Here is a 13,804-nt window from a genome sequence, read left to right as displayed (position 1 = left end):
GCCGTGATATCTCGGAACCGGTCCATAATCCACATCGATGTGGTCTAGTGTTGCCCCGCAGCGTCCGCGAGAGGGCGCCCTCGTATTCGTGATCAGGCGGCATCTTTATGCTGTTCTGAATGGGGGAGGTAAATTTCTGTGATCGGCCGCCGATATCGACTGGAAGAAGAGATCGACTCCGGCGGCAACGGGGCTGTCTGGCTTGCCACCGATACGGAGCTGGACCGCGAGGTCGCGGTCAAGCGTGCCTTGGTGCGAGGTGATTCACAGATCAGGCGCCTGCGACGTGAGGCGCGCCTCCTGGCGAAGGTGAACCATCCGCATGTCGTCACAGTGCATGACGTGGTGGAAGAGGACGACGAGTGCTGGTTGGTCATGGAGTACGTCGAAGGGCCGGACCTGGGTAAGCACGATGCCCTGCCTCCCGAGCGAGTGGCTCATTTCGGTGCGCAGCTCGCCGACGCGTTGGAGACCGTGCATTCCAGGGGCATCGTGCATCGCGATATCAAGCCCGGCAACGTGCTCGTCGCCGGTGGTGATCACGCCAAGCTGGGCGATTTCGGGATCTCGCGCAACTTGCGAGACGAACCGACGCTCACCGCCACCGGCCTGATCGCCGGAACTCCTGGCTACCTCGCCCCCGAGGTGGCCAATGGAGCACCACCCACGCCGGCCTCCGACGTCTTCTCGCTCGGTGCCACGTTGTTCCGCGCGATCGAGGGAGTGCCGCCGGTCGGCTCGGCCGACAACCCCATGGCACTCGTACGGCGAGCGGCAGAGGGGGAAATTCTCGAGCCCAGCCGTGCCGGGGCGCTCGCCCCAATTCTGTGCGAGCTGCTACGAGTCGACCCCGCGGGGCGGCCGACAGCGGCAGAAGCCAAGCGGATGCTTGAGAACGTCACTGGCGCGGGCCACATCGAACCAATCGGGCAGGGCATCAGTCGTACGGCCAAGACTGAGTCGTTGACCGTGCCGCTGGTGGGAACGGTTACCCGCCTGATCCGTCCACCCACGGGTCAGCGGCACCGTGTCGCTGCCTTTGCCGCGGTGTCCGTAGTGGTTGCTGTGTTGCTCTCCGTCTGGGGAGCGACCAAATTCCCTGAGCCGCTACCGAAGAACTCGACACTGAAGAACTCGGCATCGAAGAACTCGGCACCGTCGGCCTCGACACACCTGCCGGGGGTCGGGGAAGCCCGCACGGCGGATCCCTGCGGGCTGACCGACGCCGCCTCTCTCCGCCGGTTCGGTGCGGCCCACGAGGACCCCGATGTCGGCAACTTCAACCGTTGTGACGTCCTCGTCAAGGCGCCCGGCCGGCCCCAAGTAGATGTCGTGGTGGAATTCAGGGTCGACCAGGAGTCGGCGGGAGAAAATGCCTCGGCGGGGCCGCTCAGCATCGAACGGAAAACACCGAGCGACACCGAGTGCACCCGGGAGGTGTGGCTCGGCGGTCCGGTCACCGCCCGGATCAGAGCGAAGACGGACATCAAGACCACGACCGACCTGTGCGCCATCGCCAACGTCGCCGCGGCATCTGCGAGAGACAAGATCCGCGACGGCGGGATTCCCCGGCGACCCGCGCCGTTCAAAACCAGTTCGCTGGCCAACGTGGACGCTTGCGAGCTTCTCGACGACGACGCGCTTTCCCGGCTGCCCCATACCGACGCCGCTCACCCGCAATCCGGCTTCGGGAATTGGGAATGCCGCTGGAATGACACTGCCGGCAGGCAGTCAGTGTTCATCCGCTTCGACCAGGGCAAACCGCGCGCCGGCACCAAGGGCAGCTTCACCAAGATCGGCCGTCACGACGCCCTCATCGAGGCGAACGGCAACGGTGAGGGAACCTGCCACGTGACCGTGACTCATGAGGGGTACATCGGCACGGACCGAAATCCGGCGTTGGAAATGCTGCTCGTCACCGTCCACGGCTACGGAACGCAGCCCGCGTCTCAGCTCTGCGGGATGGCCGAGGACGTGGCGGCGTCGGCGGCAGCCAAACTGCCATCACGTTGACGGTTCAGCGGCGTGCACCAGGTCCGGATCGGTACGGGCCATGGTCCTCACGACCGGGTGTTCCCGCACCAAGCGCTCCGCTGGAAGAACGGTGATGCTGTGTCGATATGCGGCTCCGCCGCGTGCGCGGGCCGGTGGGGGCTGGTCGCTCCCCCACTCTCGGCTTCTCCCCCACTCTCGGCTTCGCTCGAGCGGGGGGACCCCCATGAGCGGGGGGACCCCCATCGCGGCGGAGCCGCATCGTGTCACGCCCCGCGCCCCTTACGGGGCGCGGTACCGCACCGAACTTAACCAAGGCCGCTCAGGCATGCCGCACGTACCACGAAACGCACCGCGAGACACCGTGGCGGCAAGGAGTCCACCATCTCGAACGCCAAGGTCGAGGTCTTCCCGGTCATGAACCTCGATGACCTGCAGAAGGGACTGTCGCAGCTGGGATGACCCTCAACTGAAGATGATCATCGAGCCCTGGGCCAGGCTCCGCGTCGCCGCCGCGTGCAGGCCCAGCCACACATGCCGCTCGCGGGCGAAGGGGCTCGCGTCGAAGGGGGCGGCAGCGGCCGGTTCCTCCAATGACGTGGGGGCCAGGGGGGGTTCCGGAGGCAGGGGCGGGTTCGCGGGGTCGATGCCGATCGTCGGGGCCACGAACTCCAGCTCGCGCAGCAGGGTCTGGGAGGAGCCCAAGGGGCCGCCGCCCGCGAGGAGTTCGTCGTTCGAGAGCGGGTGCGGGAAGTCGACCGGGACGTACGCGCCCGCGTGGTCGTAGTGCCAGACCAGGTGCGACTGCTGGGCCGTCGCCTCGAAGATCTCCAGCAACTGCTCGTAGTCGCCGCCCAGTTCGTCGACCGGGGTCACCGCGAGACCGCGCACCTGCAGCAGGTACGCACGCCGCAGGAAGTGCAGCGCGTCGTAGTCGAAGCCCGCGACCGGGGCCACGTCGCCGGACAGCCCCGGCATGTACTGGTACACCGGCACCGGCGGGAGTCCGGCCTCGCTCAGGACCTTGTCGTAGAGCGCCAGTTCCTCGGCGAAGGGGTTGTCGGGGGTATGGCACAGCACGTCGACGAGTGGGACCAGCCACAGGTCACAGGCCAACAGAGAACTCCTCGGATAGCACAGTGGTCAAGGCAGCGTAATGGGTGACAAGCGCGGTCTGCCCCTGTCGTGCGGAACCCGCCCGCCCGTTGTACGGATCCAGGCCGTCCGTTGTACGGATCCAGCCCGCCCGTCGTACGGATCCCGTCGGCCCCGTCGTACAGATCCCCTACCCACACTCCGCCGACCCACGTCCCCGGGCACCTCACGAGCGGGTCCCACTTATCCCGCCGCGAGCCGTTCGATGAGGGCGAGGGAGTGCGCGTTGTACTCGTCGACGATCGTGTGCGCGGCCTCGGCGTCGCGGCGCACGAGGGCGTCCACGAGTGCGGTGTGCTCGGCCCAGAGGCGGCCGCGCAGATCCGCCGTACGCAGGTACTGGACCGCGCACACCCAGGACTGGACGCGCAGGCGGTGCAGGAAGTCGGAGAGGTAGGGGTTGCCGAAGAGATTGCTGAGCTCGCGCCAGAAGCGCAGGTCGTAGCCGATCAGTATGTTCAGGTCACCGGCGACGGCGGCACGCTCGGCCTCCTCGCCGCGGCGGCGCACTCCGGCGAGGACGGCGGCGGTGCGCGGGTCGTCGGCGCGCGCGTCCAGGGCGGCGCGGGCGGCCCGGCTGATGTCGGACCTCTCGTCCAGGTACCTGTGGAAGAGGCCGTCCGTGACCAGGCCGCGGGCCTCGATCATGTCCCGGTAGTCGGCCGGCGAGTACTCGTGCACGCGGAAACCGCGGTGCTGGTCCGCGTCCAGCAGACCCTGCGCCGACAGATCGACCAGGGCCTCGCGGACGGGGGTCGCGGAGACGCCGTACTGCTCGGCGATCTCCTTCACCGTGAACTCCTGGCCCGGCTGGAGGCGCCCGGCCAGCACCTCGTCGCGCAGCGCGTCCGCGATCTGCTGCCGCAGTGTGCTGCGCGTCACGGCGCCATTGCCGCCGCCGGTGCCGGGCATGGTTCTTGGTCCTCCCCCGATCGGGTCAGTACGCGCTCATGTCTACGAGCACGTCACCATACGCGTTCAGGTTCGGGTGCGATGGGGGCGCATCGGGGCATACGGCGCCTCCCATGGCCGTATGCCCCCACCGTGCTACACGGTGTGCTCGTCCGCGACCGACAGCGCCTCGTCCAGCGCGGCCAGGCCCTCCTTCGCCTCGGCTTCCGTGATGGTGCACGGGGGGACGACGTGGGTGCGGTTCATATTGATGAAGGGCCACAGACCGTGCTTCCTGGCGGCGGCACCGAAGGCGGTCATGGGGGCGTTGGCCTCGCCCGAGGCGTTGTAGGGGACGAGGGGTTCGCGGGTGTCCTTGTTCCGTACGAGTTCCAAGGCCCAGAAGACGCCGGTGCCGCGCACCTCGCCGACGCTGGGGTGACGGGCGGCGAGCTCGCGCAGGGCGGGGCCGAGGACCCTCTCGCCGGTGCGGGCGGCCTGCTCGACGATGCCTTCCTCCTCCATGACGTTGATCGTGGCGACGGCGGCGGCGCAGGCCAGCGGGTGCCCGGAGTAGGTGAGTCCGCCGGGGTAGGGCCTGCGGGCGAAGGTCTCCGCGACGGCTTCGGAGATCGCGACGCCGCCGAGGGGCACGTACCCGGAGTTCACGCCCTTCGCGAAGGTCATCAGGTCCGGTACGACGCCGAAGTGGTCGGCGGCGAACCACTCGCCGGTGCGGCCGAAGCCGGCCATGACCTCGTCGAGGACGAAGACGATGCCGTACTCGTCGCAGAGCGCGCGGACGCCTTCCAGGTAGCCGGGCGGGGGGATCATGATGCCGGCCGTACCGGGGATGGTCTCGAGGATGATCGCGGCGATGGTGGCCGGGCCCTCGAAGGCGATGGTGTCGGCGAGGTGCGTCAGGGCGCGCTCGCATTCCTGCGCCTCGGTCTCGGCGTGGAAGGGGGAGCGGTAGAGGTAGGGCGCCCAGAAGTGGACGACTCCGGCGGACGCGGTGTCGTTGGGCCAGCGGCGGGGGTCGCCGGTGAGGTTGATCGCGGTGGCGGTGGCGCCGTGGTACGAGCGGTAGGCGGACAGCACCTTCGGGCGGCCGGTGTGCAGCCGGGCCATACGGGTGGCGTTCTCCACGGCTTCGGCGCCGCCGTTGGTGAAGAAGATCTTGTCGAGGTCGCCGGGGGTTCTGCGGGCGATGAGCCGGGCGGCTTCCGAACGGGCCTCGATGGCGAAGGCGGGCGCGAAGGTGGTGAGGGTGGCGGCCTGCTCCTGGATCGCGGCGACGATCTTCGGGTGCTGATAGCCGATGTTGGCGAAGACGAGCCCGCTGGTGAAGTCCAGGTACCGCTTGCCGTCGTAGTCCCAGAAGTACGAACCCTCGGCGCCGGCGATGGCGAGCGGGTCTATGAGCTCCTGCGCGGACCAGGAGTGGAAGACGTGGGCACGGTCCGTGGCCTTCACTGCGGCACCGGTCTGGAGGTTGGGCTGAGGGGTCATGCGGGTGAGCGTAGGTATCCGGGGGGTGGGCGCGATATCGGCGTTCTGTGTGGGGTGGGGGCGGGAACGCGACAGTGTGTCGGGCGTGGCGGGGCGGGTCCTCGAAGGCATCCCCCATTGACAGCATACTGTCGAAATGACAGCATGCTTACACATGTTCCAGTCGGCCCAAGGAGAAGCCATGACCGCCACGACTCCCCGCAAGCCCGTCCACCTCGCCGTCTACGACACCTTCGCCGACTGGGAGACCGGACACACGACCGCGTATCTCGCCCGTGCCGGGTACGAGATCCGGACCGTGGGATCCACCCTCGAATCGGTGACGACCATCGGCGGTCTGCGGATTCAGCCCGACCTCGCCCTCGACGGCGTACGCCCCGAGGACAGCTCGCTGCTGATCCTCACCGGTGCCGACCTCTGGGACACGAGTGACGACCTCGCGCCGTTCGCTCGCAAGGCGCGGGAGTTTCTCGACGCGGGCGTCCCCGTCGCCGCCATCTGCGGAGGCACCGCCGGGCTGGCCCGCGAAGGGCTGCTCGACGACCGCCGGCACACCAGCGCCATCTCCTTCTATCTGGCCGCCACCGGCTACAAGGGTGGCGAGCGGTACGTCGACGCCGACGCCGTGACCGACGGGAAGCTGATCACCGCCGGGCCCACCGAACCCGTCGCCTTCGCCCGCGAGGTGTTCCGGCTGCTCGGCGTGTACGAGGGCGAGGTGCTGGACGCCTGGTACCGGCTGTTCCATGACTCGGACCCGGAGGCGTACGCCGTCCTCGAGGCAGCCGGCCAGTGAGCCGAGAGCATCAGGACCTGCTCAGCCGCAGCGCCCTCGGCGTCTTCCGGCTCAACGGCCAATTCCTGTCCGTGGCAGACGAGTTGGCCCGGCCCGCCGGACTGACCGCCGCCTGGTGGCAGGTACTCGGAGCCATACTCCCCGAGCCCCTCCCCGTCTCCGGGATCGCCCGCGCGATGGGCATCACCCGGCAGAGCGTGCAACGGATCGCCGACCTGCTCGTCGAGAAGGGCCTCGCCGAGTACGCGCCCAACCCCGCCCACCGCCGCGCCAAGCTGCTCACTCCGACCGAGGAGGGCCGCGCCGCCATCGCGAAGATCGACCCCGGCCACGCGGCCCTCGCCGACCGCCTCGCGGACGCTCTCGGCGAAGACGCGTTCGCCGAGACCGTACGCGTATTGGAACGCCTGTCGCAGGCACTCGACGAGGTCTCGTCGTCGGCGTCACCCGTTACGGACCTGTAAAGACCGCCCGACCCGCCGCCCCGTACGGCCGCACTATCCTCACCCTGTTGCACACGCAAGGGGGAAGGTGGCGCTGGCCATGGAGAAGCTGGGGCCGGGGGATCCGCAGAGGATCGGCGCGTACCGGCTGCTGGCGCGGCTGGGCGCCGGCGGCATGGGGAACGTGTATCTGGCGCGCTCCGACCGGGGCCGTACCGTCGCCGTGAAGCTGGTCCGGCAGGAGCTTGCCGAGCAGGAGGAGTTCCGGGCGCGGTTCCGGCAGGAGGTGCAGGCCGCGCGGCGGGTCGGGGGGTACTGGACCGCTCCCGTGCTCGACGCGGACACGGAGGCCGCGATTCCGTGGGTGGCGACCGGTTATGTCGCCGGGCCGTCCCTTCAGACGGTCGTCGGGCACGACCATGGCGCGCTGCCCGAGCGTTCCGTACGCATCCTCGCGGCCGGACTCGCCCACGCCCTCAAGGACATTCACGCCACCGGGATCGTCCACCGCGACCTCAAGCCCTCGAACGTGCTTGTCACGATCGACGGCCCCCGCGTCATCGACTTCGGCATCGCGCGCGCCCTGGAGACCGTGACCGACGGAGGACTGACGCGTACCGGCGCGCTCGTCGGCTCGCCCGGGTTCATGGCCCCCGAGCAGGTCCGCGGCGACCGCATCACACCCGCGTGCGACGTCTTCTGCCTGGGTGCCGTCCTCGCGTACGCGGCTACCGGCGACCTTCCCTTCGGCACGGCCAACAGCGGGGTGCACGCCCTGATGTTCCGCATCGCGCAGGAGGAACCGGACCTGGAGCGGCTGCCGGAAGGCCTCGCCGATCTCGTACGGCTCTGTCTGCGCAAGGACCCGGCCGCCCGCCCGAGCCTCGACGACATCCTGGAACGTACCGGCGCGGAGGACACCGTCGCCGACGGCCGCAGCCGCGACCCATGGCTGCCGAGCATGCTGGTGGCCCAACTGGGGCGCCATGCCGTGCAGTTGCTGGACACCGAGAATCCGGAGAGTCCGGAGGAGGGGGCCGAGGCCGCCGCGAGCGCCGAGAAGGCGACGGATTCGGCGGGCTCCGCGGAGGTGGCCGCCGCGGGCGGTGTGGCGGGTCCGGTCGCCGTGGACGTCGTCAAGCCCCACGCCCCCACCCCCGAAGCCGCCCCGGAACACGCCCCCGCCTCCGACGACTTGGCCCCGCCCCCGCCGGGCCCCCCGGGCAGCGCCCCGATGGACCACCTGCCCACGATGGTCAACGGTCCGGGCCGGACGGCTCCGCCCACCCATCCGCCGGGCCCGGCCTACGGCTATCCGCAACAGCACCCGCAGCCCGCCGGGTACGGCTACCCGCAGCAGCCCGGCACCTGGGGTGCGACTCCGGCGTACGGGCCTGGGCCGGGCTCGACTCCCCCGTACGGGCCGGGAGTCGGCGCGCCGCAGCAACCACCCCACCGAAACGGCCGCTCCACCGCCTTCCTGATCGTGGTGGCCCTGGTCGTCGCGCTCGCCGCGGGAGGCTCGGTCTACGCCCTGATGAGCGGCGGCGGGGACAGCAACGGCGCGGGCGGCGACCCCTCGACGTCACCGACGACGAGCGCCCCCACGGCGACGGCCCCGACCAGCCAGGGCCCGGCCCAGGAGCCGACCGCACAGCCACCGACGACCGCGGAGGAGAACCCCGCAGGCGGCACGATCCCCACCGCATACCTCGGCAGTTGGACAGCGGTCTTCGACACCGGCACCGGCAGCAACACCCGCCGGCTCACCATCCAGCAGGGCGAGGTGGGCGACATCGTGCTCTCGCTCACGGCGGACGGACCGGCCGACGGCGGTACGTACCACTGCGTGTTCCAGGCGAAACTGGCCGAGGCCCCGACCACCGGCGGCCCGCTGCGTATCGGCCCCTCCACGGTCACCGTCGGCGAACCGGCCACCGCCTGCAGCCCCGGTGAGGCCACGGAACTGACCATCCTCCCGGACGGCCGCCTGCGCCGCGCGGCAAACGGCGGCGAGCTGACGTACAACAGGGCGCAATGACGTACGGCAAGGCGACTTGACGTACACAAACCTGTGAAGTCGCTGAACGGCCGCTGAACTTCCGCTGTCGTGTCCGTAATGTCCCCACCGAGGGCCGTACCTTGATCCCGCAGCGTCATGCTCGGGGGAGTGGCTCACGTGCAGGATTGGCTGAGCGCGGAGAACGTCATCGCGCTGACGACGGCGGTCGTCGGTGTCGTGGCGTCCGCTGTGATGGTCTGGTACGAGCGCCGGGTGCCGCGCCGGAAGCGGATCGGCTACCGCGTGCAGATGGACAACCCCATCGGCCACGATGTGCGTTCGGGCCGCGCGAACGTACGGCTCGGGCTGTTCGACGAGGCGTCGGACATGTCCGACGCGACGCTTGTACTGCTGCGCGTCGAGAACGACGGCTCGCAGAGCATCGCCGACAACGACTACACCGGGCGTGAACGGCACGGTCTCACCGCGGTGTTCAGCGACCGCGTGATCCGAGGTGTGTCGGTCACCCAGCCGGCCGGCACCGACCACCTCATGGACCACTTCACCCCGGCCGCGGGTTTCGGCTACCAGGACGGCGTCCTGCGCATCCCCCGAGTCCCGCTCAACCGCGGCGAGCACTTCAAGCTGCTCGTGCTGCTGTCGGGCGGGGACGTCGGCTGCGGCATACGGCTCATCGGCGGCATCCGCGACGGCGAGGTGCATCCCAACAGCGCCATTCTTCCGGACGACAAACCGCCGCTGTTCAGCCGCGCGGCCCGGCTGATCACCGTGCTGCTCACGCTCTGCGTGATCACCCTGGCCACGATCATCGTCGCCCGGGACGACACCCCGCCGCCGATCGAATGCGAGACGGGCGAGCTGACACTCACCGGGTCGACGGCGTTCAAGCCCGTGCTGGAGGACCTGGAGGACGAGTACGAGAAGGACTGCGAGGGCGCCGACATCACCGTGGACGCGCGCGGCAGTACGGCCGGGGTCAGCGAACTCGCCGCCCTGGGCGCCCAGTCGAAGGATTCGCCCGCCGTCATCGCCTTCTCCGACGGCCCCAAGACCATCGACGATCCCCAACTGGACGGGAACCGGGTCGCGTTGTCCCTGTTCACCCTGGTCGTCAACGACGGCATCCGGCCGAGCGGGGGCCTGACCCTGAACGACGTACGCCGTATCTACCGCGGCGAGGTCACGCGCTGGCGGCAGCTCGACGAGCGGCTCCCCGACCTTCCTGTCGTCCTCGTCAGCCGCGACGCCGACTCCGGTACCCGGCAGATGTTCCAGCGGGAGGTGCTGGACAGCTGGGAGCGGGTGCCCAGCACCTCGCTGGACTGCCGCAGCAAGGACGACTCGTCCTACCCCGTCACGCGCTGCGAGCTCGACTCCACGCAGCAGGTGCTGGACAAGGTCGCCGAGATCCCCGGCGCCATCGGCTACAGCGAACTCAGCCAGGCCACCGAGCGACGCGATCTGCGCCGGCTCGCCATCGACGGTCACCAGTCCTCCGTCGAGGACCTGGAGAGGGGCGAGAACGCCTATCCGTACTACGGCCTCGAGTACGCCTACACCTACCGCCGCCCCTCCGCGAGCTCCCTCACCGACAGCTTCCTCGCCTATATGCGCCGGGGCACCGCCCAGAGCGTGATCCGCGGCCATGGGCACGTGCCGTGCGAGACGGTGACCGGGGCCAAGCTGTGCGACGAGAAGGCCAGGAGCGACGAGGCCGACTGAACTCCGGCACCCTTGCCCCTGCTGGGCGCGTGCAGAACGATGGCAGGTCACGGTGTTCCCTCACCCGTGCACCCGTACATCCGTGTTCCGGGAGGACCCATGCGCCCCAGCAGAAGAAACGTCCTGGCCGCGGCATCGGCCGCCGTAGCGGCCTCGGCCGACGCGGTCACCGCACAGGCCAAGGCGATGGAGCCCACCGGTACGCCTCCCCCCGCCACCGCTCAGCCCCCGTCCCGCGAACTCCGCGCCCTGTTACAGGAGATCGACCCCGACCGCATCGAGGCGACCGTCCGCAAACTCGCCTCCTTCGGCACCCGGCACACCCTCTCCAGCCAGGACAACCCCGAACGCGGCATCGGCGCGGCCCGCGACTGGATCCTCGCGGAGATGAAGTCGTACGCGAAGGCCTCCGGCGGCCGGATGACGGCCGAACTCCAGTCGTACGTCCAGCAGCCGGCGAACCGCATCCCGGTGGCCACCCGCATCACGAACGTCGTGGCGACCCTGCGCGGCTCGGTCACCCCGGACCGCATCTATGTGGTCTCCGGCCATTACGACTCCCGATGCAGCGACCCCATGGACGCCACCTCGGACTCTCCGGGTGCGGACGACGACGCCTCTGGGGTGGCGGTCGCCATGGAACTGGCCCGAGTGATGGCGAAACGCCGCCCTGCCGCGACGATCGTGTTCGCGGCGGTGGCGGGGGAGGAGCAGGGGCTGTACGGGGCGGCGCACATGGCGCAGCGGTTCCGGTCGGCCGACGCGGACGTCCAGGGCATGTTCACCAACGACATCGTGGGCAGCCCGACGGCGGACGACGGCACCAAGGACCGGTACACGATCCGCCTCTTCGCGGAGGGCGTCCCCAGCTCGGAAACCTCCGAACAGGCCGCCACCCGCCGCTCCGTGGGCGGCGAGAACGACTCCGCCACCCGCCAGCTGGCCCGCTTCGTCCGGGACACGGCGGACAACTCCGCGACCGGCATGCACGTACGCGTCATCTACCGCCGCGACCGCTACCGCCGCGGCGGTGACCACATCCCCTTCCTCGAACGCGCCTATCCCGCCGCCCGCTTCACCGAACCGGCGGAGGACTACGCGCACCAGCACCAGGACGTACGGGTCGAGGACGGCAAGCAGTACGGGGACCTGCCGGAGTTCTGCGACTTCGCCTTCATCGCCCGCGTCGCGAAGGTCAACGCAGCCGCCCTCTGGAGCCTGGCCCAGGCCCCCGGCACACCGCGGGGTGCCAAGATCCTCACCGCCGCGCTGACGAACTCCACCGAGCTGACCTGGACGCGCGGCTCCGAGCCCGACCTCGCGGGCTACGAGGTGGTGTGGCGCGAGACCACGGAGCCCGACTGGACGCACGTGATCCCGGTCGGCGACGTGACGAAACACAAGGTGGACCTGTCGAAGGACAACGTGTTCTTCGGGGTGAGGGCGGTGAGCCGGGCGGGTTATCGAAGCCCGGTGGCGTTCCCGCAGCCGCAGGCGTGAGGGGGGCTCTGCCCCCTGGACCCCCGGTCCTCAAACGCCGGACGGGCTGATTTCAGCCCGTCCGGGGGCACCTCCCAGCGGTAGCTGGGGGAGTTTGAGGACGAGGCCGCCAGGCCGATGCGGGGGTCTGGGGGCGCAGCCCTCAGGGATGATGGGGGTCCCCCGCTCGAGCGAAGCCGAGAGGGGGGGAGGGTAGGGGCGGCGGGGGCGAAACTCCACCCTCACCGAGCCTCCGGCGGCCGCTGCCGAGGCATGTTCGGCCGCGCCCCCGGCGCCAAAGGCGGCCGTCCCGGCGCCAACGGGTCCGGCCGCGAAGCCCCGGCCACGGACGACTGCAAACCCAGCGGAGCGGACCCGGTGCGGAACTCCACCATCCAGTCCGCGGTCTCCGCCCGCACCAGCTCCGTAACGTCATCGGAGAACCGCCGCAACACCCCAAGGCACCGCTCGGCAGCATCCGCGGCCGTCCCCTCCGTAGGCCCGAGAACCTCCCGCACACATTCCGACGTCCAGTCGAACTGCAGCGCCTGCAGGCGCCGCTGCACGGCCTGAGCCGTGGCCACATCCCTTATCCACCCGGACGTGACCCCGAAGAAACGGTCCACCGCCACACAAGCGACTCCACCCAGGAGCGCCAGATAACCCCAGGGGGCCACACCGCCCACCGCCCCCGTGAGATCGAGCATCGGCAACGCGGCCCCGACGGCCACCCCCACAGCCGTACCGGCCCGAAGCACCCGCGCCCCCCGCCGCTTCCATCCCCGCCCGGCGAGATACCAGGAGACCGTGGCGTGCGCCCCCGCCTCCACCCACCGGTACAGCTCATGGAGCGATTCAGCCGGCTCCGCCCAGTCACTGAGCGGAAACGGCCGCCCCATCAGATCACGGGGCGCCGCCTCCCCGGCCCGCACCAGATCACCGGCCCGCACGCTGCCCCCATATCCGCCGCCCTCATATCCGCTCCCATATCCGTCAGCTCGACCGTCCCCCCGCCCGTTACCCCGACCGTCCTGGGCCGACCCTTCGGGCTGCATCTCCGGCTGGCTCACCGACGCTCCCTCATCGTTACGTTGCGTGACGGTACCGTGGCGCATGGGTGCCGCAAGCTGCTGAAGCGCCCCACCCTTACTACCTCCCAATGGGTGGCGATGGCCCCGGTATCGGGGGTTTTACGCTCGGACGTGATCCTTGATCAGGTATAGGCAATCGCCCTGCCTCACTCGAAAGAGTGCTGGAGCGATGCCGCTGTAGACCACGTAGGCTCATGCCCAGGCGGGGAGACGCCCGCGCGGGCGGAAAACCCCTGCCCGGACAGCCGTACGAAACCAGGAGCTGATCGTGATTCCCGGTGGTGGCCAGCCCAATATGCAGCAGCTGCTCCAGCAGGCCCAGAAGATGCAGCAGGACCTCGCGAACGCGCAGGAGGAGCTGGCGCGTACCGAGGTCGACGGTCAGGCGGGCGGCGGCCTGGTGAAGGCGACCGTGACGGGCTCCGGCGAGCTGCGCGCCCTCAAGATCGACCCGAAGGCCGTGGACCCTGAGGACACCGAGACCCTCGCCGACCTGATCGTCGCGGCGGTCCAGGCGGCCAACGAGAACGCGCAGGCGCTCCAGCAGGAGAAACTCGGCCCGCTGGCACAGGGCCTGGGCGGCAGCGGCATCCCCGGCCTGCCGTTCTAAGTCAACCCGGCCGTCTCTTCTAAGAAGGCCGGGCGCCAACTACCGTACGTACCAAGAAGGCAAGCGCGACTACGGTACGTACCGAGAGAG

General features: G+C 69.8%; 11 protein-coding genes. 7 read left to right on the top strand and 4 right to left on the bottom strand.

What is annotated here, in order from left to right:
• Nucleotides 1-138 precede the first annotated feature (138 nt).
• Nucleotides 139-2,013 carry a serine/threonine-protein kinase gene (locus ACYVO6_RS07975; RefSeq protein ID WP_461058713.1) on the top strand — a complete coding sequence of 625 codons (1,875 nt, stop codon included), beginning with the start codon at nucleotides 139-141 and terminating at the stop codon, nucleotides 2,011-2,013.
• A gap of 444 nt (nucleotides 2,014-2,457) precedes the next feature.
• Here ACYVO6_RS07975 and ACYVO6_RS07970 read toward each other — a convergent pair whose 3' ends face one another.
• From ACYVO6_RS07970 to ACYVO6_RS07960, 3 genes are all read right to left on the bottom strand, one after another.
• The gene (locus tag ACYVO6_RS07970; protein ID WP_461058711.1) at nucleotides 2,458-3,108 is read right to left on the bottom strand and encodes a hypothetical protein; all 651 of its coding nucleotides are present in this window, start codon (nucleotides 3,106-3,108) and stop codon (nucleotides 2,458-2,460) included.
• A gap of 222 nt (nucleotides 3,109-3,330) precedes the next feature.
• The gene (locus tag ACYVO6_RS07965; protein ID WP_461058709.1) at nucleotides 3,331-4,059 is read right to left on the bottom strand and encodes a GntR family transcriptional regulator; all 729 of its coding nucleotides are present in this window, start codon (nucleotides 4,057-4,059) and stop codon (nucleotides 3,331-3,333) included.
• A 135-nt stretch (nucleotides 4,060-4,194) separates the two neighbouring features.
• Nucleotides 4,195-5,550: an aminotransferase class III-fold pyridoxal phosphate-dependent enzyme gene (locus ACYVO6_RS07960; RefSeq protein WP_461058707.1), complete on the bottom strand. Its 1,356-nt coding sequence runs from the start codon at nucleotides 5,548-5,550 to the stop codon at nucleotides 4,195-4,197.
• Between the two features lie 181 nt (nucleotides 5,551-5,731).
• Between ACYVO6_RS07960 and ACYVO6_RS07955 the strand changes: the two genes are divergently transcribed.
• The 5 genes from ACYVO6_RS07955 (at nucleotide 5,732) to ACYVO6_RS07935 (ending at nucleotide 12,034) form a co-directional block, all read left to right on the top strand.
• Nucleotides 5,732-6,346: a type 1 glutamine amidotransferase family protein gene (locus ACYVO6_RS07955; RefSeq protein WP_461058705.1), complete on the top strand. Its 615-nt coding sequence runs from the start codon at nucleotides 5,732-5,734 to the stop codon at nucleotides 6,344-6,346.
• The gene (locus ACYVO6_RS07950) at nucleotides 6,343-6,810 is read left to right on the top strand and encodes a MarR family winged helix-turn-helix transcriptional regulator (RefSeq protein WP_461058703.1); all 468 of its coding nucleotides are present in this window, start codon (nucleotides 6,343-6,345) and stop codon (nucleotides 6,808-6,810) included. The genes ACYVO6_RS07955 and ACYVO6_RS07950 overlap by 4 nt, the downstream gene beginning before the upstream one ends.
• A gap of 79 nt (nucleotides 6,811-6,889) precedes the next feature.
• A complete protein-coding gene (locus tag ACYVO6_RS07945; RefSeq protein WP_461058701.1) occupies nucleotides 6,890-8,830 on the top strand; it encodes a serine/threonine-protein kinase in 1,941 nt (646 codons plus the stop codon).
• Nucleotides 8,831-8,968: 138 nt separating this feature from the next.
• Entirely contained in the window at nucleotides 8,969-10,534 is a 1,566-nt protein-coding gene (locus ACYVO6_RS07940) for a PstS family phosphate ABC transporter substrate-binding protein (RefSeq protein WP_461058699.1), read from the top strand.
• 99 nt (nucleotides 10,535-10,633) lie between these two features.
• On the top strand, nucleotides 10,634-12,034 hold the full coding sequence (locus ACYVO6_RS07935) for a M20/M25/M40 family metallo-hydrolase (RefSeq protein WP_461058697.1): 1,401 nt from the start codon (nucleotides 10,634-10,636) through the stop codon (nucleotides 12,032-12,034).
• A gap of 221 nt (nucleotides 12,035-12,255) precedes the next feature.
• Here the strand turns inward: ACYVO6_RS07935 and ACYVO6_RS07930 are convergent, their stop codons facing one another.
• A complete protein-coding gene (locus ACYVO6_RS07930; protein WP_461058695.1) occupies nucleotides 12,256-13,083 on the bottom strand; it encodes an SLATT domain-containing protein in 828 nt (275 codons plus the stop codon).
• A 289-nt stretch (nucleotides 13,084-13,372) separates the two neighbouring features.
• On the opposite strand from ACYVO6_RS07930, the gene ACYVO6_RS07925 reads away from it, so the two are divergent.
• Nucleotides 13,373-13,714, top strand: coding sequence for a YbaB/EbfC family nucleoid-associated protein (locus tag ACYVO6_RS07925; protein WP_033322471.1), 342 nt, complete (start codon nucleotides 13,373-13,375; stop codon nucleotides 13,712-13,714).
• The last annotated feature ends 90 nt before the right edge of the window (nucleotides 13,715-13,804 follow it).

Source organism: Streptomyces pseudoechinosporeus, from assembly GCF_054783935.1.
Note: the sequence above shows the minus strand (reverse complement) of the source record. Positions and strands in the feature narration are given on the sequence as shown.

Excerpts from the sequence above, each read along its gene's own strand:
- ACYVO6_RS07955 (WP_461058705.1), top strand. The coding sequence starts at position 5,732 with ATGACCGCCACGACTCCCCGCAAGCCCGTCCACCTCGCCGTCTACGAC.
- ACYVO6_RS07965 (WP_461058709.1), bottom strand. The coding sequence starts at position 4,059 with ATGCCCGGCACCGGCGGCGGCAATGGCGCCGTGACGCGCAGCACACTG.
- ACYVO6_RS07945 (WP_461058701.1), top strand. The coding sequence starts at position 6,890 with ATGGAGAAGCTGGGGCCGGGGGATCCGCAGAGGATCGGCGCGTACCGG.
- ACYVO6_RS07960 (WP_461058707.1), bottom strand. The coding sequence starts at position 5,550 with ATGACCCCTCAGCCCAACCTCCAGACCGGTGCCGCAGTGAAGGCCACG.
- ACYVO6_RS07935 (WP_461058697.1), top strand. The coding sequence starts at position 10,634 with ATGCGCCCCAGCAGAAGAAACGTCCTGGCCGCGGCATCGGCCGCCGTA.